We start from the raw sequence: 20,868 nt of genomic DNA on the forward strand, positions 1-20,868 counted from the left end.
AAGATAAATTTGGAGGGGTTATACATCATGCAGGAACAGGATATGGGCAAGCGCGCCATGGTCTCAGCATGGATCAGCCTGATTAGCAACATCCTATTAACCGGCATTAAGATTATTACAGGACTTATGTTCAACAGCAAGGTGCTGGTAGCCGATGGTGTGCATAATGCTGGGGACGTGATTGCCTCTGCAACGGCACTGGGGGCGATGCGCATATCTAGCCAGCCGCCGGATGAGGACCATCCTTATGGTCACGGCAAGGCAGAAGTGATCGGTGCAAGCGTGGTGGCGGTCATATTGTTTGGAGCGGGTATATTCATCGGCTATCATTCGATTGCAGCACTGTTCGAACCGATGCCACAGGAGCATATACTGGCATTGGTGGCCGCCATTATTTCCTTGCTCTGGAAACAGTGGCTGTATATCTACACGATTCGTATCGGGAGAGCGGCCAATAGTCAGGGTCTTATTGCAACGGCAAAAGATCATCTCGCTGATGTGTACGCCTCTGGGGCTGCTGTACTGGGTATCGGATTGGGGCTGATTGGGGAGCACTGGGGCATTTCAATCTTATCTTACGGTGACCCTATTGCGGGATTCGTAGTGGCATTGCTAGTTCTGAAATTGGCGTGGGAAATGGGCCGTGAATCCATAGATGTGCTTATGGAAAAGGCGATTGCAACGGAGGAAATTGAGAGCTACGCCGCAGCCGCACTGAGTGTAGCCGAGGTTCAACGTATTGACCGTATCCGTGCCCGTGAGCACGGCCATTATATTATCGTGGATATCCGCGCTTCAGTGGATGCCTCTTTGACGATTCAGCAGGGACACGATATTATTCGACTGATTAAGGGGGCTGTCATGAAGCGGGAACCGCGGGTTTATGAGGTGCTTGTCCATTTGAATCCATGGTATGCGGACGACCACTAGAACAGACGGCGCGAATTGACAGATAACTTGCAGGAAGGGTATGCTTTTAAAAGCCGAACGATGATGAATAAAAGCGAGGTTACCCGAAAATATGCGAAAATTTTTAAAATGGTTAGGCATTTCTGTGACTGCGGCGGTTCTTTTAGTGGGCGGATATTATACGTATTCTATATATCATTTTACGAATCAAATTTCAGTTGCTTCCGGACAGGATTCGAAATTCAAACCGCAGGCACAAACTCAAACCAATGTACAACCTGTAGAGGTATCGCTCCCACCGGAATGGGATGGGACAGAAAGAGTGAATATTCTGCTGCTAGGCGGCGACTCCCGTGGAGAGGATTCAGGGCGTTCTGACTCCGTTATGGTTGCTTCTATTGATCCGGTTACGAAAAAGGCTACACTGATGTCGATTCTTCGTGATACCTACGTCAATATCCCAGGTCATGGGCAAAGTCGATTGAATGCTGCCTTTTCCTACGGGGGACCGGATTTGACCAGACAGACCGTGAGCGACCTGCTGGGCATACCAATTCAATATTATGTATATACTGATTTCAATGGTTTTATTGCGCTGGTTGATTCTGTGGGTGGTATTGACCTGGATGTCGAAAAAGATATGCATTATACCTCCAAGGCGGATAAACACCAGTTTGATATTGATTTGAAAAAGGGAATGCAGCACATGGACGGTAAAACAGCCTTGCAATATGTACGCTTCCGTCATGATGCGACTTCCGATTTTACGCGTACGGAGCGGCAACGCAAATTCATTACTGAGCTTGGCGGTAAAATTCAGTCAACCTCATCTCTAATCAAACTGCCGAGTATTTTAAATAGCATTTCTCCTTATATTGAAACGAATCTGAGTACTACGGAAATGCTGCAATTGGCTTCATTGGGCTTTAATATCGATGCAACAACAGTAGCGAAGCAGCAAATCCCGCCGAATGAATTGGTGCGCGGGGAAACCATTAAGGGTGCGCAGGTATTGGGTGTAGACGAAAGAAAGCTCAAGCGCTTCATACAGAATCTTTTTGAACAGGAGAACAAACCTGTGACCACGACGGTGGATGCTGCAACCACGATAAATGATACTCCATAACCCTCGAAAGCAAGCGAAGTTCGTACGATGACGTACAACTTTGTTTGCTTTTGTGTTTATTTGGGTATAACCTTGTATATTTTGTTCCAAAAATATATCGTATCTATGAAGAACGTATACTCATTTGTGTAAAGAGAAGGGGAATGTGGTGTGGAAATAACTCCGGCATGGAAAGACCGATTCAAGAAGTTTTTTCTGAACAACAAGTTTGTGTTATTCCTGCTGGTACTGCTGCTGATCGGCTTGAATATCTTGGTTCTTACCAAAATTTCATACATATTCACACCTGTCATAGTGCTGTTAAAAACGATCATTCTCCCTGTCATATTATCCGGCGTGTTGTACTATCTGTTCAACCCGTTGGTTGATGTACTGGAGCGTAACAAGGTGAAACGAGTATACTCCATTGTTGTATTGTTTTTGCTTATTATAGGGGTTATTGCGATTGTGGTTACATCGGTGGTGCCTGTGATCCGTGATCAAATACAGGGGCTTATTCAAAATTTCCCTGCCTATAGCGAGCAAGTACAACGACAATTCGAGAAACTGATCGGCAGCGATTTTGTAAACCAGTTCCAGAACACGATTCAAATTAATCCATCAGAGCTGGCCTCCAAAGCTTCTGAAAAGTTATCTAGCTTTATTAATAATGCATGGACGGGTGTGGGCAGCTTTTTGGGCGTGGTTACAGAAACGGTACTTGCGATTGCCACGGTTCCATTTATTCTGTTCTACTTGCTAAAAGATGGACACAAGCTACCACAGTTTATCCTGAAAATGCTCCCGCCTATGTTTCGTAAAGAAACAGATCGCATTATGACCGAGATGAATCATCAGGTCAGTTCCTATATTCGTGGGCAGATTATTGTCAGCTTCTGTATTGGGGCGCTGTTGTATATTGGTTACCTAATCATTGGATTAGACTACTCTTTGACGCTTGCAGTCATTGCATCCTTTACGAGCGTTGTCCCCTACTTAGGTCCCGTCATTGCCATTACACCTGCGTTAATTGTAGCCTTGGTTACCTCACCGATTATGCTGCTCAAGATGGTTATCGTGTGGACAGTCGTACAGCTCATTGAGGGTAAATTAATTTCTCCACAAATTATGGGCAAATCTCTTCGGGTACATCCGATCACGATTATCTTCGTTATTCTGACCGCAGGCAATTTGTTTGGTGTGGTGGGAATTGTACTGGCGGTTCCGGGGTATGCTGTCTTGAAAGTAATCGTTACACATTTGTATAGTTTCTTTAAAAAGCGTTCGCATCTCTATGAGGCGGATAAAGGGAACGCAAGTCTTTACGAAAAATAAACTTTTCCACTATAAAATTGATATGGGCCCCTCTTGGGTAACTGTGGCTATGCGTGCTATAATTAATGCCTATCCTTATTCCCAAATAGAAAGGTCAGACTTTTATGATAAAACTCAGCATTCTTGACCAATCTCCGGTATCGGAAGGCATGACGCATGCGCAGGCATTACAAAAGACCGCTGAGCTTGCTATAGAGGCGGAACGCTTGGGTTATCATCGCTTTTGGGTATCAGAGCATCATTCTGCAGCAAATCTCGCTGGGTCCAGCCCGGAGGTACTGATTTCACATCTGGCCGCCCGTACTCGGGCCATTCGAGTGGGGTCGGGTGGGGTGATGCTGCCTCATTACAGCGCTTATAAAGTAGCGGAAAACTTTCGTGTGTTGGAGGGATTGTATCCGGGACGCATTGATTTAGGTCTGGGACGGGCGCCTGGAGGAATGCCCATTGCTACCAGAGCCCTGCAAGAAGGCAAAATGCGAGGTGGTGTAGATCTATACCCTGAGCAGTTGGATGACCTGTTAGCTTATTTACATGACAGCACAGGCAATAATCACCGTTTCGGTTCGCTACAGGCGATGCCGCTTATAGAAACTGTACCGGAAATGTGGTTGCTCGGCTCCAGTGGTGATAGCGCAGGTCTGGCAGCCGAGCGTGGCGTGGGCTTTGCGTTTGCGCAGTTCATTAATGGTGAAGGCGGCACAGGGGCTATGAAGGAATACCAGGAAAGCTTCCAGCCTTCCCAGCATAGTGACCAACCACGTTCGCTTGTTGCCGTATTTGCGATCTGTGCGGATACCGAAGAGGAGGCCAATCGCTTGGCTTCCAGCATGGACTTATCTCTTGTACTATTAGAGCAGGGAATGCGCTCCGCTGGAACACCTTCCGTGGAAAAGGCACTGGCGTATCCGTATACGCCGTTTGACCGGATGCGGATACGTGAGAATCGCAAACGTATGGTGGTCGGTTCGCCCGAACAGGTGAAGCGTCAGATTGAGCAATTAAGTAAGGACTATAATGCACAGGAGATCATGGTTGCGAGCATTATTCATGACTTTGATGCCAAAATGAAATCTATACGTCTCATGGCCGAAGTACTTGGACTGTGTTCTGTACAGTCATAATGCAATTCGCCGGATTTGAAAGATCACAGCTTCAAGGAGCTGTGATCTTTTTTTTGAATTTTTTGAGAAAATATTGGATGATATGCACTGTATGATATAGGAAATAAACCAGTTAACACTTGATAATGATTATCAATATCTTTATTATATAAAGATAGAATGAAGTTTTGATGAAAGTCGTGCGTTAAGCCCGTGACTATATATATTGGATAAGGGAAAGGGATGATTCCACATGTTTCGTCTGAAAACGGCAAATCTGGATATTGCTTATGAAGATCGATTGATTGTAGAAGATCTGAACGTAGAAATACCGCAAGGGAAAATCACAGCCTTGGTAGGCGCAAATGGTTCTGGCAAGTCCACCATTCTGAAGACGATGGCTCGCATCATGAATCCTAAGGGCGGCAGTGTTCTGCTTGACGGTAAATCCATTCATAAGCAATCCACCCGGGAAGTAGCTAAGCAGCTGGCTATTTTGCCGCAAAATCCGACTGCACCGGAAGGATTAACCGTGACGGAACTGGTATCTTACGGACGTTTTCCTTATCAAAAAGGTTTTGGTTCCATGAAAGCGGAAGATCGCAAAATGGTAGAGTGGGCCATTCAAGTAACGGGAATGAGCGAGTTCCACGATCGTCCGATTGATCAGCTTTCTGGCGGTCAGCGTCAGCGTGCCTGGATTGCTATGGCACTTGCGCAGGATACGGATATTTTGTTTCTGGATGAGCCGACGACATTTTTAGATATGGCGCATCAACTGGAAGTGCTGCATTTGCTGGAGTATCTAAATACTTCGGAGGAGCGCACCATTGTTATGGTCGTGCATGATTTGAACCATGCGGCCCGGTATGCTCAGCATATGATTGCAATCAAAAAAGGGAAAGCTGAGGCGGTAGGAACTCCAACTGAGGTTATGTCCCCTGATGTGCTGCGTGAAGTGTTCGGGATTGAGGCTGATATTGTAACAGATCCTCGTACAGGTGTACCGCTCTGTCTTCCGTATGCTTTGGCTGGACAGCCTGCGGTAAGCCAAGCCATAAAAGAAATGAATGTGGAAGATAAGCAACCTGTGGGTTCTGTTGCTGAGCGACGTGATGCTAGAGCACAAGTAGCGGCAAGAGGTTAAAGGGGACATACCATGAAACCACTGGATTACGATCAGCTTGAGCAACTAGCAAACATAGTGAGAGTCACGCCGGAGGATGCAGTATATTCCGGGCCAGTGGCCGAATGGCTTGAACCAGATAAGATCCGCTCTGTGATGGAGTATTACGGCGATCTTCTGCGTGCTGAAGACGTTTTAACCGCAGCCGTTTATTTTGTGAACCAGTTGCGTGGCCTCGTGTTTGCGCAGCATTTTATGGTATCCCTGTGTGAACGCCGTTGGGACCTGTCCGTTTCTAATCTCAGATTTCATATTTGTTATGAAGGTCAATATCCCTCTATTAGTCTTCAGGTCATCGACTTAACAGAGCTGGACAATACGTGGAACAATGGGGATCACCGTTCTTCCGAACAGGCCCAGCAAGTGTTACGAGACTTTTACAGTTTGCAGATGCGGCCCCTATTGGAAGCAATTGCTACAGTGGGGAGCGCATCTATCGGCCAAATGTGGGGACAGTTTCCGTTGGCATTGCTGTATTTTAAGGATAGAGTACAGCCATCGTTGACTGATCCTCAGGATGTGGAGCGCTTTGAACAAGATTATATGTATGTGACACGTGAACTTGAGGGAGAGATATTCGGGCGTAAAAGAAATCCGTTTACGGTTCGTCTCGTTGAATTGGACAATCCTTACCGCCCTGGTGAAAATACCTACATGAAACCGTCCTGTTGCCAATATTACAAGACAGGTGGAGGTCAGCGGTATTGTTATACTTGCCCCAAAATGTCCGCTTCCGAACGCGAAGAACGCAGACTCGAAGTGGTGGCATCACGGTAAAGTCTCTGTGGATGTTGGCATGTCCGTCACCTTTTGGTTAAAATAGGTTATGTAACCTAAACCAAGTGACACGAAGGAGGATGCTGTATGTCTGTCTATTCACATAATGCCGTAACACCAGCGAATCAGGAGGTTTCTCTGAATACTTACGCTGGTAAGGTGCTGGTTATTGCGAATACCGCCAGTAAATGCGGACTTACCCCGCAATATGGGGATTTGCAAAAGCTTTATGACGAATATAAGGATCGGGGATTAGTTGTATTAGGCTTTCCTTGCAACCAATTTGGCGGTCAGGAGCCGGGCAGCAGCGAGGAAGCGTCTGAATTTTGCCAACTGAATTACGGGGTTAATTTCCCGGTATTCGCCAAAGTGGACGTCAATGGACCGGGTACAGCGCCTCTGTTTGAATATTTGAAAAAGCAACAGCCTGGAGAACAGGAAAATGGGACAATTCAGTGGAATTTTACGAAATTCATTGTGAATCGTGAAGGTGTACCTGTGGGTCGTTTTGAACCGAAGGAGTCACCAGAAGCGATGAAAGCAGCCATTGAGCAATTGCTATAGTAGCTTTGCCTTCATTCCAAAATATATGTTTAAAAAGGTCTGATTTCCGGCATGTCTCCGGGAAGCGGACCTTTTTTTGTTCTCTACATGTGCATTTGTCTAAGGGGGGAGCATCATGTGAAAGTCGATTCCATGGGCATAATCAGGCCGCCTACAGGGGAAACTGAATGGAGCAAAAAAACATTTCAGCAAACAGTTGATCTCGTATATCCTTTCTTTTTTAAATGTGGACAAATTGTGAATATCACAAAAAGCTATTGTAATGTGAAAAATATCACACTATAATAAGTGCATGAAGTGAAATAAATCACAAACACTAACGAGCTGTTTACGTGAAACTATTCACAATTATTATACAGTTTATGCCCACACACCAAGGAGGAATTCAACATGAAAGTAGCAGTTATCGGATGTACACACGCAGGCACAGCAGCTATCGTTAACACAGCTAAATGTTATTCAGATGCAGAAATTACCGTTTACGAGCGTAATGATAATATTTCATTTTTATCTTGTGGTATTGCGCTGTACGTAGGTGGTGTCGTCAAAGATCCGCACGGCCTGTTTTATTCGTCTCCAGATCAACTGTCTGACTTGGGTGTAGTGACCAAGATGCTTCATGAGGTAACGAGTGTGGATACGGCTGGCAAGTCGCTGCATGCCCGTAATCTCCAAACAGGTGAGGAATTTACAGACACATTTGATAAACTAATTGTGACCACGGGATCATGGCCCATTATTCCAAAGCTGGAAGGCATTGAACTTGATCATATTTTGCTCTGTAAAAACTATAATCATTCCAATGATATCATTGAGAAAGCCCAGCACGTACAGAACATTACAGTCGTGGGAGCTGGATACATTGGTGTTGAATTGGTAGAAGCTTTCCAAATGAATGGTAAAAATGTAACGCTGATCGACAGTGCTGATCGTATATTGAATAAGTATTTGGACCATGAGTATACAGACCGGATTGAAAGTTCCCTGAAGGAACATGGCATTAAGCTGGTACTTGGCGAGACGGTGAGTCGTTTTGAGGGTACGAACGGTAAGGTAAGTAAAGTCGTGACCTCTAAAGGAGAATATGAAACAGAGCTTGTTATTCTCTGCATCGGTTTCCGACCTCAAACGGATCTGCTCAAAGGTCAGGTAGATATGTTGCCTAACGGTGCGATCATTGTGGATAACTATATGCAAAGTAGTTGCCCGGACGTGTTTGCAGCAGGCGACAGTTGTGCAATTCGCTATAATCCGACCGGCAAAACGGCTTATATCCCTTTGGCAACCAACGCAGTTCGTATGGGTACGCTGGTGGCACGTAATCTGGTGCAACCAACCATTGCCTACATGGGAACCCAAGGAACTTCGGGTATCAAAATTTACGAAGACAATATCGCAGGAACAGGCATGACGGAAGCTGCGGCAACAGATGAAGGCATGACTGTAGAAGCTGTAACCATTGAGGACAGCTACCGACCTGAATTTATGCCAACCTCCGAAAAAGTGTTACTGAAAGTGGTATATGAACAGGGGACGCGGAGAATTCTGGGTGCTCAAATTATGTCGAAGGTGGATTTGACGCAATCCATTAACACGCTATCCGTAGCCATTCAAAACCATATGACCATTGACCAGTTGGCCTTTGTCGATTTCTTCTTCCAGCCGCACTATAACAAGCCTTGGAATTTCTTGAACGCGGCAGGTTTACAAGCATTGCCTACAATATCTGAACGGAACCCAGTTACTGTATAATTAGATTTGTCTGTGACATTGTTCATAAGTTTGTCAACAATCTGAGGCGTACGGATGAATCCTTATAGTACAATATAGAGTAGCATAAGGATCAGGGGGGAAGTAACTTATGGGTTTGTTTTATATCCTTTTTCTTGTAGTCGTGGCCATGGTAGGCCTTGGTGGAGTTCTTTGGTTCTTAAGAGCAGTTGAAAAGGAAGAATACAATTAAATGTAAAGCGCGTAGTAGCGCAGTAGATGTAATAATACAGAAAAACAGTCCTTTTTTCAGGGGCTGTTTTTTTTATAGTTACGAAAGTGATTTTTTTCACAAACTTAATCACTGATTTTAAATAAAATATGAAAGAAGAATATTTTAGTGAATAGATATTAAAGGAGCGGGGATATATGGCGAGCTATAAACCGGGGCAAATTGCTGAAAAGACGGTGGAAACAGGAGTGGCCAAGGCGAACAACCCGTGGACTGTGGCGGTGGTACTGGGGTTTTTGGCAGGTGCATTTATTGCACTCGGGTTTTTGCTGGATATACGTGTTATTGCAAGTGCGCCTAAAGAATGGGGAAGCATTGCCACCTTTATTGGAGCTGCGGTGTTCCCTATTGGTCTGGTATTAGTTTTGATCGCAGGCGGAGAATTGCTGACCGGCAATATGATGGCGGTCCCTTTGGCGAGATGGGCAGGACGGATTAAGACAGGAGTCATGTTTCGTAATTTGGCGATTATTACGCTCAGTAATTTTGCAGGTGCGTTATTCGTTGCATTTTTCTTTGGGCATGTGCTGGGTTTAACAGAAACGGGCCCTTATCTGGACAAAGTGGTGGATATGGCAGGACATAAGCTACACGAAAGCTTTTTGCAGTCTTTTATATCGGGTATAGGATGTAATTGGCTCGTAGCACTGGCTGTATGGTTGGCATATAGCACAGACTCCATTGGCGGCAAAATTATGGGGATTTGGTTCCCGACCATGGCCTTTGTGGCTATTGGATTTCAGCACGTTGTTGCCAATATGTTTCTCATTCCGGCGGCTATTTTTGCAGGCCACTTTTCATGGGCAGATTATGTTATGAACTTCATTCCGGTCTGGCTGGGGAATTTGGTAGGAGGTAGCCTGTTTGTGGCTGGAGCCTACTGGTTGGCCTATCTGAAAAAGCCTCAAGCCAACGCACATCCAGTGAATGAATCTCCAACTACTTCTTCGGTTGCACATCCAATCCGTTGATTGATCCTACCTAATCACGGTACTTTAAACAGCAATGAACAAAGCAAATCCGCCATGACAGGCCCGGGGGAACGAAACCTGTCATGGCGGATTTTTTTGGGAGTGGTCCATGATTTGGCATGGAGGATGAGTGTGCTCTCGTCCATGATGCCTTGATCTTTTTTACCCTCAGTAAGATATGATGAAACAGGATGTTGAAAAAAATTATAATTCTTAAAAAATCCGTTTTGCTCTATGCAGCAGACGGATTTTTTTAATATTTTGGAGAGCGGCTGTGTGGGAAAATCCTTCTCTTGCCATCGGCCAAAGCTGTGGATATGATAAGATCAGTGTAATTTTTGGAAACGGTAACGGAAAGGAGCATCAACACTATGGATCATCGCAATAGCGCGCCTCGTGAGGCCACGCTTCAACAAGACTTACAAGGGGGACAGCGGATGACGGAGCAGCAGGACGGTATTTTTCCGGCTGTATGCCCGTTAGATTGCCCGGATACGTGTGGGCTCCTGCTTCACAAGGAAAAAGGAAAGATAATCAAGGTGACTGGAAACCCAGATCATCCCATTACCAAAGGGGCTATTTGTAACAAAGTTCGCAATATGACGGAGCGGGTATATGATCCTGATCGGGTGCTCTATCCGTTGAAGCGTATAGGCCCCAAAGGAGAAGGGAAGTTTGAACGAATTAGCTGGGAGGAGGCGGTCAATACCATTACAGGTCGGTTCAAGGAACTGATCCGTACGGACGGACCGGAATCTATTCTCCCCTACAGCTTTTATGGCAATATGGGCGTATTGAGTGTGGATGGAATGGATCGCCGATTTTTTAATGCGCTGGGTTCAAGCCAACTGGATCAGACGATTTGCAGCGTGGCTGGGAATGAAGGCTGGGCGTCCGTTATGGGTTTTAAGGGCGGCACCAGCCCGGAGGACACGGAGGATGCAGACCTCATTATTGTGTGGGGTGGTAATGTCATTAGCACCAACATGCATCAGGTCGTTTTGGCTGAGAAAGCACGTAAAAAAGGTGCTAAGGTGGTCGTTATTGACGTTCATCGTAACCGGACGGCGCAATGGGGGGATTGGTTCATTCCGTTATATCCGGGGACGGATACAGCGCTCGCGCTGGGTGTTATGAATGTACTGTTCGCTCAAGGACTGACGGACGACGAATTTTTACATCGCTACACAGTAGGTCATGAGGAACTGCGCGAGCATGTTAAGACCTATACACCAGAGCGGGTTTCGCGGATTACCGGCGTGCCGGAAGCGGATATTATCCGTTTGGCGGAAATGTACGGAACTGCGAGAGCAGCGTATATCAATATCGGTAATGGGCTTCAGCATCATGATAATGGCGGTATGAACGTACGTGCGGTTACATGCTTGCCTGCGCTCACTGGACAATGGCTGAAGCACGGCGGGGGAGCGTCACGCTCCAACGGCGCTTATGCCAAGATTAACAGCGCCCATCTGGAGCGTCCTGATCTGCGACAGAACCCGGATGCCCGGATGATTAACATGAACCGGATCGGAGAAGCGCTGCTACAGAAGGAACAGCCGATTAAGGCGTTATTCGTATATTGCAGTAATCCGGTAGTTGTAGCCCCCGATTCGGAACGGGTGACTAAAGGATTTGAACGAGAGGATTTGTTCACAGTCGTTCATGACCTATTCCTAACCGATACGGCCCGCTATGCAGATATTGTGCTGCCTGCCGCGTCTTCTTTTGAAGGAACAGATCTATACAAATCGTACTGGCACCACTATATCCAAATGCAGCAGCCCGTCATTGATCCGCTTGGGGAAAGCAAAAGCAATTATGAGCTGTTTAGCCTGCTCGGACGGGCAATGGGCTTTGATGAAGCTGCCTTTACGGAAAGTGAAGAGGAGATGATCGCAGGCGCGCTTGATAATCCAACGAACCCTTATCTCAACGGTGTGACCTTGGAATCCTTAAAGAAGTCACCTTTTGTAAAGCTTGATATGACGCCAAAGGCCACTTATTTGGATCGTTTAACCACGCCTTCAGGCAAGATTGAGCTATATTCGGAAAAAATGAAACAAGCAGGTCTGCCCGCGATGCCTTCTTATGTGCCGCTGATTGAAGGGTACGACGGAGAGCACCGACCGCAAGCGGACGAGCGGTATCCATTAATGTTTATTTCACCGCCAAACCATAATTTTCTGAATTCTACTTTCGCTAACTTGCCCAAGCATCAGCGACTGGAGCGGGAGCCCTTGCTACAAATTCACCCGGAGGATGCTCAGACAAGAGGCATCGCGGACGGGGAGCCGGTTACCGTATGGAATGATCGGGGGACGTATGAGCTGAAAGCCAAAGTCACCGATCTGATGCTGCCCGGTACAGTGATTAGTCAGGGATTATGGTGGGAAGGCAAAGGACGCAGACAGCGTGTCAATGTGTTAACCTCTGATCGGCTGTCGGATATGGGACAGGGGGCTACTTTCTTCTCAACGGTGGTGAATGTGAAGCGCCAATGAGATTATGCCTTTTATGGCGTCAGATGCAAAAGGAGAAACAAAAGATATGAAATGGTTGGAGTCTTATCCGAAAGAAGTGAAAGTGTTTCTCATTGCCAGCCTGATTAATTCTGCTGGAAGTTCCCTGATGTGGCCGTTGGTTAGCATGTATGTGTTTGACGAGCTAAACCGTAGTATGGGAGATGCAGGAATTGCGATTTTAGTGCAGTCTCTGGGCGGAATTTTTGGTCAAGTGTTGGGCGGAGCCCTCTATCACCGTATTGGAGCCAAGAAGCTGATTGTTGGCTCACTCGCGATGAACGCGCTGGGACTTCTCGCGCTTCCATTTACCAGCGGTCATTGGGTAGCGTTTGTCATCATGATGGGCTTTATCGGCTTTTTTAATGTCGTATCTGTACCTGCGATTCAGGCGTTTGTAGGTTTTCGTTTCGCTGACCTTCGTGGAGAGCTATTTAATATTATTTATGTCGCTAACAATATTGGGGTTGCAGTGGGTACGGGATTGAGTGGCGTTCTGGCTGACCTCTCCTATCAGCTCAGCTTTGTGATGAACGGAGTGACTTCTGCGGTATTTGCCGGATTCTTCTGGTCTTATCTAAGCAGGGTGGATCGGGAAGAGGGAGAAGTACAGCTCAGCAAGTCTGTGAAGAAAAGAGAGGAAATCCCAGCTCGTTTGCTGTTTCGTGATACCAGATTGTATCTCTTTGTGGGGTTAGGCTCACTTTTTTTATGGTTCGGCAATTCGATCTGGAATACAGGAGTGTCTCCCCATATTATTGAGCAGGGCTTGCCTAAAACGATGTATGGGTTACTATGGACACTGAATGGTATCCTTATTTTTGCCGCACAACCCATTATTTTTTGGATAAAACGACTGTACGCTCATCACGCTTCAGCGCAAATGACATGGGCCGGAGGATTTTATTTGGCGGCTTATATTGTCATGCTGGGCACACAGAACTATACTGGAATGATATTCGCTATGGTTCTGGCGACCCTGGGAGAAATGCTGATTGCACCTGCGGTTCCAGCATTCCTGTCTGATCATGGAGGTCGGGGTGCACCCTTTTACATTGGGCTTGTGGGGGGCATTGGCGCAGCCGGACGGGTAATGGGGCCTTATATTATGGGGAAGTTGTATGATGGCGGTGGGTTACCGCCTACACTTTGGCTTGCATCAGGCGTAGCGGTGTTGTCGATCCTGTTTTTCGTCCTGCACAGCTGGTTGAACCGTTTCCGGCATCATTCGGATACTTTGAATACTATGACGTCCAAGGCGGATGTTCCCAGTTCTTAAGTCCTAATAAAAATGCAGTATTATGCTGTAATTATGGTACAATAAGTGACGGATGATTGTAGTTATTGCTTCAGGAAAGCCTTCACAGGAAGGATTGAAAGGAATTGTTTACAAGTCAACTCTTGACGATACGTCATTCGGAGATGAAGGATGCTCCTGATCTGATTGCGCTGGATGAATTGGTATGGAATGAACGCACGGCTCCCGCCTCGCTGTCCTGGAAGTCGCGCGGGGAGTTTCTGCGTAATACGCCTCCAGGCTCTCAACTGGTCGCCATCGAACAGGAAGTACTCTGCGGGTATATTGGATTTCGTCCTCCAACGCTGTTGGCTAGTAATTGTCATGTACTCGAAATAAATATAGCTGTACATCCAGCTTATCATCGCAAAGGCATTGGGACGGCACTCATGAACTCCATGAAGGATATTGCAGCTGCGGAGGGCATACGTAAGTTGAGTTTGCGTGTACTCTCATGCAACACGGAAGCCCTTATGTTTTATGAAAAAAGTGGTTTCGCGATTGAAGGACGTTTGCATGAGGAGTTTTACATAGCAGGCCAATTCGTAGATGATGTGTTAATGGCCTATTTCTTAAAATAGGCGGGAGGCTACAGACAGCAATTCGGTTGTATGCCCGGCCTAAACCAACAACGCCGCAGACCTGCTCAGGTCTGCGGCGTTGTTGTACAATACAATATTACCGAAGTTGCTTCCATTCATTTTGGAGCATACCGTACACTGCGTGGTTCATGTAGCCGTCGGGCAGCAATTCCGCTTCGCGTACAATGCCTTCGAGCACAAAGCCCAAACGTTCCGGAATACCGCGGCTACGGCGGTTCGTCGTTGCAGAGCGGATTTCGACCCGATGCAAGTCCAGCTCCATCAAAGCATATTCAACGAATACGCGGCAGGCGCTGGTCATTAGACCTTGTCCTTCGTACCCGTGTCCAAGCCAGTATCCGATGCTAACGGAGCGGTGAGTCCAATTGATCTCATGGTAGCTGATGATGCCAGCAAGCTCGTTGTCTATCCAAATTCCGGCGGTCAGACTACCGTTCTCTGCGGCTTGTTTCAAGGCGCCCTGCACGAACTGCTCTGTGTGGCTGATTTCCGTGGTAGAGTCTACCCATGGAAGCCATTGACGCAGGCGGTCACGGGACATTTCGATCAGCTCAAACAGAGGCTGCACATGCTCCTTGGTGAGCGGCCGAAGGACTGTGCGTTCGTCCAACGCATATGTAAACATGATTGATCCCCTCTTTCACTCGGAAAATCGCTAAACCAGCCAGTCTAGCATTTAATCCCATGCTACCTTATTCTGCGAGAGTCGTCAAAAGGGAGAGGAAGCTTCAAATTCAATAGGTCCCACCCGGAACCGTTCATGCTCGTATACATATCTCAGATCCAAATCCCCTACAAATTCGGTTGGGGATACACTGCCAGATACAGTGGCTTGCAGAGGAAGCTGTTCGGCATCATACATTACGACAGAGCTAAAATCGAGATGCTTTGTAAATTGGGCTGGATCATCGTAAAATACTGATGCTTTAGGGTCCATCGTGTGTGTGACACCGTCAATCGTGACAGCAATATGAACCTGGCGGTTGTGGTCACGTGGCTCCACTGAGCTGTGAACGCGCTGGGACACAGCATCTGCTGCCGATTCGACTGCATATTCTTCCATCGTCCGTGCGTTAACAATATGCAACTCCTGCAATTCGACACCCGTTCCCGAGGCACGCGTGAGGACCACGACGGCTTCACGCACACCATCCCCATTCACATCCCTATAATATAATTGTGGTGCGGTGGAGATATCTGCCGAGCCCGACCATCGGAATGTGTGGCGTTGTTGGCCGATTTCCAATACAGCTGAATGGAATAATCCCTGTGACGGACTAACAGCATATAAGCGGACGGATGAGTCTTCTGAAGCGCTGGCTAGTGGACGAGATTGTACAGTTCCGTTCACCGGGTCCGGTGAAGGATGGCCGGAAGTCATGACGGAAGAGGACAAAAGCATAGACAGCAGGATCACAATGAGCAGCTTAAACACGGGTGGGTCTCCTTTTCCGGGCAAAATAAAAGATATATACACTATAACGAATTTATTTGCCGAAAATGTTAACTCTTTTTCATAACTTGTCACTTTTTTTGCTGAAGAGAGCATAAGGATTTTCATTTTATTGAGTTATGCGGTGTGAAAGGGTATATTTAAGGGAACATGTTTTACACAGATTATACGGAAGAAAGGTTGATTAGCGTGGAGAAGCCGATCACTCCCCCCAATTTTATTAAAAATGTTATTGAAGAGGATCTACGTACGGGTAAGGTAAAGGAGGTTGTTACACGATTTCCGCCTGAACCTAACGGATATTTGCATATTGGACATGCCAAAGCTATCTGGATCAATTTCTCGTTGGGAGATGAATTCGGAGGACGCACCAATCTGCGTTTTGACGACACCAATCCGGCGAAGGAAGACACGGAATACGTGAACTCCATTCAGGAGGACGTGAAGTGGCTCGGTTATGAATGGGAGGAAAAACATTTTGCCTCCAATTATTTCGAAGAAATGTACAAGCGTGCCATCCTGCTGATCCAAAAGGGTAAAGCTTATGTGGATGATCAAAGCGCGGACCAAATCCGTGAAACTCGTGGCACACTGACCGAACCGGGGCAAAATAGTCCTTATCGGGATCGCAGTGTGGAAGATAATCTGAAGCTGTTTGAAGAGATGCGTGCAGGCAAATACCAAAATGGTGAAAAGGTGCTGCGTGCCAAAATTGATATGGCTTCGGGAAACATTAATTTACGTGATCCGATTATTTACCGTATTTCACACACAGCACATCACAATACAGGCGACACATGGTGTATCTATCCAATGTACTCCTATGCTCATCCGCTGGAAGATGCGATTGAGGGAGTAACGCACTCGCTCTGTTCGCTGGAATTCGAAGATCAACGCCCGCTGTATGATTGGGTTGTAGCTGAATGTGAAATGGAAAAGGTACCGCACCAATACGAATTTGGACGGCTGAACCTGGCTCAAACCGTAACCAGCAAACGTAAGCTCAAGCTTCTGGTCGATGAAAAGCACGTAGATGGTTGGGATGATCCTCGTATGCCGACGATTTCCGGTTTACGTCGTCGCGGCTATACACCGGAGGCCATCCGCAGCTTCGTATATGAGACAGGTATTTCCAAAGCCTACGGAGTCATTGATTTGCAGGTGCTGGAGCATTTTGTACGTGAGGATTTGAAGCTTAAGGCACCTCGCACCATGGCAGTCATAGATCCGTTGAAGGTGGTTATCACAAACTATCCTGAAGGACAAGTTGAAATGCTGGAGGCGGAAAATAATACGGAAAATCCGGAACTCGGTACACGCCAAATTCCGTTTTCCCGGGAAATTTATATCGAGCGTGAGGACTTCATGGAGAATCCGCCGAGCAAATACTTCCGTTTGTTCCCTGGTAATGAAGTACGTCTCAAGCATGCTTACTTCATTAAATGCAACGATGTGATTAAGGACGCAGACGGAAATGTAACGGAAATCCACTGTACCTATGATGTAGAAACCAAGAGCGGATCAGGCTTTACGGGACGTAAAGTGAAAGGCACGATTCACTGGGTAGAGGCTACTCAAGCGGTTCCTGCCGAATTCCGTTTGTATGAGCCTTTGATTAACGCAGAGGACACGGATGAGATTGAAGAGGATGCATCAGAAAAAACATTCCTTGACCAATTGAATCCGAACTCATTGGAAATTGCTCATGGCTATGTCGAGCCGAACATGAAAGAAGCTCAATCACAGGACAAGTTCCAATTTTTCCGACATGGTTATTTCAGTGTCGATCCGAAGCTTTCCAAACCGGGTGAGCCTGTATTTAACCGTGTTGTATCGTTGAAAAGCTCTTTCCAATTGCCTAAGCAATAGGCTGTTGGAAAGTGTGGGAGAGATGGTAGCTTCGTGCGACCAAGTTGAAAAGGAGTCTGCCGTCGGCAGACTCCTTTATTTTACGCATGCACACTCTTTATACATGATCATTGACTTGACGATACTCTATTGTCTTTGCTAACAAGCCAGAAGGGAAGAGAGGATACCTCATTCCTCTAGTGTTGTTAAGGGACTTCTTCTATTCGTTTGTGCCCGCTGGCAGTCCTGGCTGATAACCGTTCTTGTACAGCATATACCACATGATAGCGAATCCCGCAGATCCAAGTAGGGCGAAGAACACCCCTGCATGGTACATCATTTCTCCACCAAAGTTCTGGAATAGCCAACCTCCCGCAAAACCTGCTACGATACCGGATATACCACTCCAGGTCAAGGTATATACGGCCTGTCCGGATGATCGGTATGCTGCAGGGGTAAATAGGACGGTCAACTGGGTGCCTACATAGAAGTATCCACCGAAGGTGACGCAATGAAGTGCCTGAATAAACACGATCTGAATCGGGTCTGTGGCCAGAGCCATCAGTTCCCAACGTAAGGCAAACAGCAAACTGACGAGTGCCAAACAGCCGACCATTACGGTCATTCTTTTCTTCAAGAAGCGATCAAACAGCAAAAATACAATAATTTCGAATACCGATGACATAAAAACAGCAAAACCAAGCATCTGTTTGGACCCACCCAGCTCGGTGATGTACAGGGACATAAAGGCGCTGTTGATCGAATTCGGGATGGATACAAGGATCCCCAATAAAATAAAGGATATAAAGTATCCGTTCATTAAAACACTGCCAAAGCCACGCAAATGAATGGTTGCTGTCTCCACAGTGCTTTTCAGTGGTGGAATCGACAAGGTGCAGATCAATGCAGCTAGAAGAAGTACCGTAAAGATGGTGGATATGCTGGATATCCCCGTTTGGTCAATAACGATGCCGGCAACTGCTGCTGTCACAGCCCAGCCGAAGGAGCCCCATATACGGAATGCACCAAATTTCCGGTCTGTGCCCTCAATATAGCTGAGAATTAGACTGTTGCTTTGCGCAAATAAAGGGCTTTGGAAAAAATAAAAACCAATCATCGACACATAAATCATGATATACGTATGGACATGAAATAAAGCTTGCAACAATAACAATGTACCTATAATCATAAATAGCAGAATACGTCGGAGGTTACGGCTCCGGTCGCTTGTATAGCCCCAAAAAGGGTTCGCGAATACGGATACAAAAGGTCCGATAGCCATCAGACTCCCGATCTCCAGCTTGTCCATGCCGATATCTTGCAGATACAACGGGAAGAAGCTGGAGAAAATGACCATAGCTCCATATAGAAAAAAATTATACAGTTTTAAGGAATATAGAGGAGTCTCTTGAATTTCTCTCTTTTGCAAGACAAGCCATTCCTTTCTTAGCCCGATAGAGAACTGCGCATCGATGCCGATCTGTGGGAGGTTCTTTATTCCAATGTATCATGTGTTGAAAGGGTTAACAAACCAATTAATTAACAATTATGTAATAATTAAATTTTGTTCAAAAAGTTCATCATGCACATTTGCAATTGTTTTCAGAAAAAAAGGAGGGCATATTTGTGAAAGTGACTGGTATTATCGTCGCAGGAGGACGTTCCAGACGAATGGGACAGGATAAGGCTCTGCTTGAGATTGATGGAGCCACTATGCTTGAACGGATGTATACTACATTGCAGCAGGCGGCCCAGCGGGTTGTAGTAGTCACTCGTGACAACCAAGGATATGGCCTGAGTGGTATGGAAACTGTGTCTGATGTTTTTCGGGGTATGGGGCCCTTGAGTGGTATCCATGCAGGATTATCTGCATCTACTACGGAGTGGGGGATGGTTGTCGCTTGTGATATGCCTTTTGTACAGCCAAAGGTGCTACATGATCTGCTCGCTGTAACTAAGAAGTGGACGGAGTTGCAAGGAACGAGGGAACCAGCATTGCAAGCAGTGATACCTTCTATGAATGGACGTATACACCCGTTGCTGGCTGTATACCATCGGAGCGTGCTACCGTCTGCCGAGGAATGTTTGCGTAGTGGACGGCTTCGTCTCACCGATTGGTTGGACAAGCTGAACGTTCGTTATGCGACAGTAGAAGATTTGCCGGGAGTGAGTGAAGACATGTGGCATAAGGCAGTGTTCAATATGAACAATCCGCAGGACTACCAGCTTGCTATAGAGCAGTTGAAGCATAGTATAAAACAGACCACGCAGAGCGTGAAGAATTTAAAGGAAATGCAAGAGGATTAGGAACGTACAAGCTTCCTGTTCAGGGACTATTTAGGAGAGAAAATACCAGAGAAATATAATGGGTTAAATTTGGGGGAATATATTTATGCTGGAAGCTATTATCCATGCCCTTTTATTGGCGCTGGGTTTGATTTTGCCTTTGGGGGTACAAAATGTATTTGTGTTTAATCAAGGGGCGTGCCAGTCGCGGTTTCGCAATGCATTGCCTGCTGTCATAACAGCGGGTGTCTGTGACACAATCCTGATTACGCTTGCGGTTGGGGGCGTATCTCTTATTTTGCAGCAATTTCTATGGCTCACGAACGTACTCTATGCGGCGGGCTGTTTGTTTCTGCTGTATATGGCCTGGACTTTATGGAGATCGAAGGCAGCTTCCTCGGGAGAAAGTCAGGCGATGCGGCCGAAACAACAGATGATTTTTGCCGCTTCGGTATCGCTATTGAATCCACATGCCATACTGGACACGGTTGGCGTAATTGGAACCAGCTCCCTTCAATATGACGGCGGGGAACGCTGGGCCTTTGGTCTAGCCGCCGTGTCCGTATCTTGGATATGGTTTATCGGTCTGGCAACGGCGGGGCGTCTCGTGGGACGTATGGATTCAGAAGGGAAGTTTGGGACTGTGCTCAACAAAATATCGGCACTGATTATTTTAGGCTTGGCCATTTATATGGCGATAAATTTCATTACCAGTATGTGACCCAATCCTTGTTAGAGGAAATACTTCAATACAGCGAACACCCCGCTCAAAGCAAAGGGAACACCGATCAAAAATAGCATAAAGGCCAGACAGCCTGCACCATTTATACCGCCTGCAATTCGGGCGTCCCGAGGGTTGGATGGATTGTAAATCGGAAAAGCGCATAGTTGGAATATAGAACATTCGG

18 protein-coding genes are annotated in these 20,868 nt (G+C 46.5%); 15 read left to right on the forward strand and 3 right to left on the reverse strand.

The features are described 5' to 3' along the window. Positions 1-27 precede the first annotated feature (27 nt). The 12 genes from JOD82_RS04700 (at position 28) to JOD82_RS04755 (ending at position 14,352) form a co-directional block, all read left to right on the forward strand. Positions 28-930, forward strand: a complete 903-nt coding sequence (locus JOD82_RS04700; RefSeq protein ID WP_029518550.1) for a cation diffusion facilitator family transporter — start codon at positions 28-30, stop codon at positions 928-930. Positions 931-1,021: 91 nt separating this feature from the next. Beyond that, on the forward strand, positions 1,022-2,035 hold the full coding sequence (locus tag JOD82_RS04705) for an LCP family protein (RefSeq protein ID WP_013312376.1): 1,014 nt from the start codon (positions 1,022-1,024) through the stop codon (positions 2,033-2,035). 150 nt (positions 2,036-2,185) lie between these two features. Further along, complete coding sequence (locus tag JOD82_RS04710; RefSeq protein WP_069010039.1) at positions 2,186-3,349, forward strand: AI-2E family transporter; 1,164 nt, start codon at positions 2,186-2,188, stop codon at positions 3,347-3,349. 104 nt (positions 3,350-3,453) lie between these two features. Then, positions 3,454-4,473 (forward strand): LLM class flavin-dependent oxidoreductase, encoded by a 1,020-nt coding sequence (locus JOD82_RS04715; protein ID WP_209947776.1) that lies wholly within the window; start codon positions 3,454-3,456, stop codon positions 4,471-4,473. Positions 4,474-4,705: 232 nt separating this feature from the next. Then, a complete protein-coding gene (locus JOD82_RS04720; RefSeq protein ID WP_029518547.1) occupies positions 4,706-5,599 on the forward strand; it encodes an ABC transporter ATP-binding protein in 894 nt (297 codons plus the stop codon). A 12-nt stretch (positions 5,600-5,611) separates the two neighbouring features. After that, complete coding sequence (locus JOD82_RS04725) at positions 5,612-6,415, forward strand: (2Fe-2S)-binding protein (RefSeq protein ID WP_165146100.1); 804 nt, start codon at positions 5,612-5,614, stop codon at positions 6,413-6,415. 87 nt (positions 6,416-6,502) lie between these two features. Continuing rightward, positions 6,503-6,979, forward strand: a complete 477-nt coding sequence (locus tag JOD82_RS04730) for a glutathione peroxidase (RefSeq protein WP_165146103.1) — start codon at positions 6,503-6,505, stop codon at positions 6,977-6,979. Positions 6,980-7,369: 390 nt separating this feature from the next. Further along, entirely contained in the window at positions 7,370-8,731 is a 1,362-nt protein-coding gene (locus JOD82_RS04735; RefSeq protein ID WP_209947778.1) for an FAD-dependent oxidoreductase, read from the forward strand. A gap of 387 nt (positions 8,732-9,118) precedes the next feature. Further along, positions 9,119-9,952 (forward strand): formate/nitrite transporter family protein, encoded by an 834-nt coding sequence (locus tag JOD82_RS04740; RefSeq protein ID WP_069010034.1) that lies wholly within the window; start codon positions 9,119-9,121, stop codon positions 9,950-9,952. A 371-nt stretch (positions 9,953-10,323) separates the two neighbouring features. Next, positions 10,324-12,456 carry a molybdopterin-containing oxidoreductase family protein gene (locus tag JOD82_RS04745; protein WP_069010033.1) on the forward strand — a complete coding sequence of 711 codons (2,133 nt, stop codon included), beginning with the start codon at positions 10,324-10,326 and terminating at the stop codon, positions 12,454-12,456. Between the two features lie 46 nt (positions 12,457-12,502). After that, positions 12,503-13,753, forward strand: a complete 1,251-nt coding sequence (locus tag JOD82_RS04750; protein ID WP_209947780.1) for an MFS transporter — start codon at positions 12,503-12,505, stop codon at positions 13,751-13,753. Between the two features lie 104 nt (positions 13,754-13,857). After that, positions 13,858-14,352, forward strand: a complete 495-nt coding sequence (locus tag JOD82_RS04755; protein ID WP_069010031.1) for a GNAT family N-acetyltransferase — start codon at positions 13,858-13,860, stop codon at positions 14,350-14,352. A gap of 97 nt (positions 14,353-14,449) precedes the next feature. Here the strand turns inward: JOD82_RS04755 and JOD82_RS04760 are convergent, their stop codons facing one another. Together JOD82_RS04760 and JOD82_RS04765 are read right to left on the reverse strand one after the other, a co-directional pair. Beyond that, positions 14,450-14,998 carry a GNAT family N-acetyltransferase gene (locus JOD82_RS04760; RefSeq protein ID WP_029518539.1) on the reverse strand — a complete coding sequence of 183 codons (549 nt, stop codon included), beginning with the start codon at positions 14,996-14,998 and terminating at the stop codon, positions 14,450-14,452. Positions 14,999-15,082: 84 nt separating this feature from the next. Next, the gene (locus JOD82_RS04765) at positions 15,083-15,808 is read right to left on the reverse strand and encodes a copper amine oxidase (protein ID WP_069010030.1); all 726 of its coding nucleotides are present in this window, start codon (positions 15,806-15,808) and stop codon (positions 15,083-15,085) included. Positions 15,809-15,976: 168 nt separating this feature from the next. Between JOD82_RS04765 and JOD82_RS04770 the strand changes: the two genes are divergently transcribed. After that, complete coding sequence (locus JOD82_RS04770; RefSeq protein WP_209018366.1) at positions 15,977-17,695, forward strand: glutamine--tRNA ligase/YqeY domain fusion protein; 1,719 nt, start codon at positions 15,977-15,979, stop codon at positions 17,693-17,695. Positions 17,696-17,894: 199 nt separating this feature from the next. Here JOD82_RS04770 and JOD82_RS04775 read toward each other — a convergent pair whose 3' ends face one another. Next, complete coding sequence (locus JOD82_RS04775; protein ID WP_039271596.1) at positions 17,895-19,103, reverse strand: MFS transporter; 1,209 nt, start codon at positions 19,101-19,103, stop codon at positions 17,895-17,897. 197 nt (positions 19,104-19,300) lie between these two features. Here JOD82_RS04775 and mobA point away from each other — a divergent pair, with 197 nt between their 5' ends. Together mobA and JOD82_RS04785 are read left to right on the forward strand one after the other, a co-directional pair. Further along, on the forward strand, positions 19,301-19,981 hold the full coding sequence (gene mobA / locus JOD82_RS04780; protein ID WP_069010029.1) for a molybdenum cofactor guanylyltransferase: 681 nt from the start codon (positions 19,301-19,303) through the stop codon (positions 19,979-19,981). 85 nt (positions 19,982-20,066) lie between these two features. Further along, positions 20,067-20,681, forward strand: a complete 615-nt coding sequence (locus JOD82_RS04785; protein WP_069010028.1) for a LysE/ArgO family amino acid transporter — start codon at positions 20,067-20,069, stop codon at positions 20,679-20,681. Positions 20,682-20,868 lie beyond the last annotated feature (187 nt).

Origin of the sequence: Paenibacillus sp. 1182 (assembly GCF_017833915.1) — a bacterium.
GTDB classification, from domain to species: Bacteria; Bacillota; Bacilli; order Paenibacillales; family Paenibacillaceae; genus Paenibacillus; species Paenibacillus polymyxa_D.

What these genes read in the sequence shown, in the direction of transcription:
- JOD82_RS04705 (WP_013312376.1), top strand. Translation starts at nt 1,022, where the DNA reads ATGCGAAAATTTTTAAAATGGTTAGGCATTTCTGTGACTGCGGCGGTT.
- JOD82_RS04745 (WP_069010033.1), top strand. Translation starts at nt 10,324, where the DNA reads ATGGATCATCGCAATAGCGCGCCTCGTGAGGCCACGCTTCAACAAGAC.
- JOD82_RS04730 (WP_165146103.1), top strand. Translation starts at nt 6,503, where the DNA reads ATGTCTGTCTATTCACATAATGCCGTAACACCAGCGAATCAGGAGGTT.
- JOD82_RS04770 (WP_209018366.1), top strand. Translation starts at nt 15,977, where the DNA reads ATGTTTTACACAGATTATACGGAAGAAAGGTTGATTAGCGTGGAGAAG.
- JOD82_RS04735 (WP_209947778.1), top strand. Translation starts at nt 7,370, where the DNA reads ATGAAAGTAGCAGTTATCGGATGTACACACGCAGGCACAGCAGCTATC.
- JOD82_RS04785 (WP_069010028.1), top strand. Translation starts at nt 20,067, where the DNA reads ATGCTGGAAGCTATTATCCATGCCCTTTTATTGGCGCTGGGTTTGATT.
- JOD82_RS04720 (WP_029518547.1), top strand. Translation starts at nt 4,706, where the DNA reads ATGTTTCGTCTGAAAACGGCAAATCTGGATATTGCTTATGAAGATCGA.
- JOD82_RS04725 (WP_165146100.1), top strand. Translation starts at nt 5,612, where the DNA reads ATGAAACCACTGGATTACGATCAGCTTGAGCAACTAGCAAACATAGTG.
- JOD82_RS04740 (WP_069010034.1), top strand. Translation starts at nt 9,119, where the DNA reads ATGGCGAGCTATAAACCGGGGCAAATTGCTGAAAAGACGGTGGAAACA.
- JOD82_RS04760 (WP_029518539.1), bottom strand. Translation starts at nt 14,998, where the DNA reads ATGTTTACATATGCGTTGGACGAACGCACAGTCCTTCGGCCGCTCACC.
- JOD82_RS04715 (WP_209947776.1), top strand. Translation starts at nt 3,454, where the DNA reads ATGATAAAACTCAGCATTCTTGACCAATCTCCGGTATCGGAAGGCATG.
- JOD82_RS04750 (WP_209947780.1), top strand. Translation starts at nt 12,503, where the DNA reads ATGAAATGGTTGGAGTCTTATCCGAAAGAAGTGAAAGTGTTTCTCATT.
- JOD82_RS04700 (WP_029518550.1), top strand. Translation starts at nt 28, where the DNA reads ATGCAGGAACAGGATATGGGCAAGCGCGCCATGGTCTCAGCATGGATC.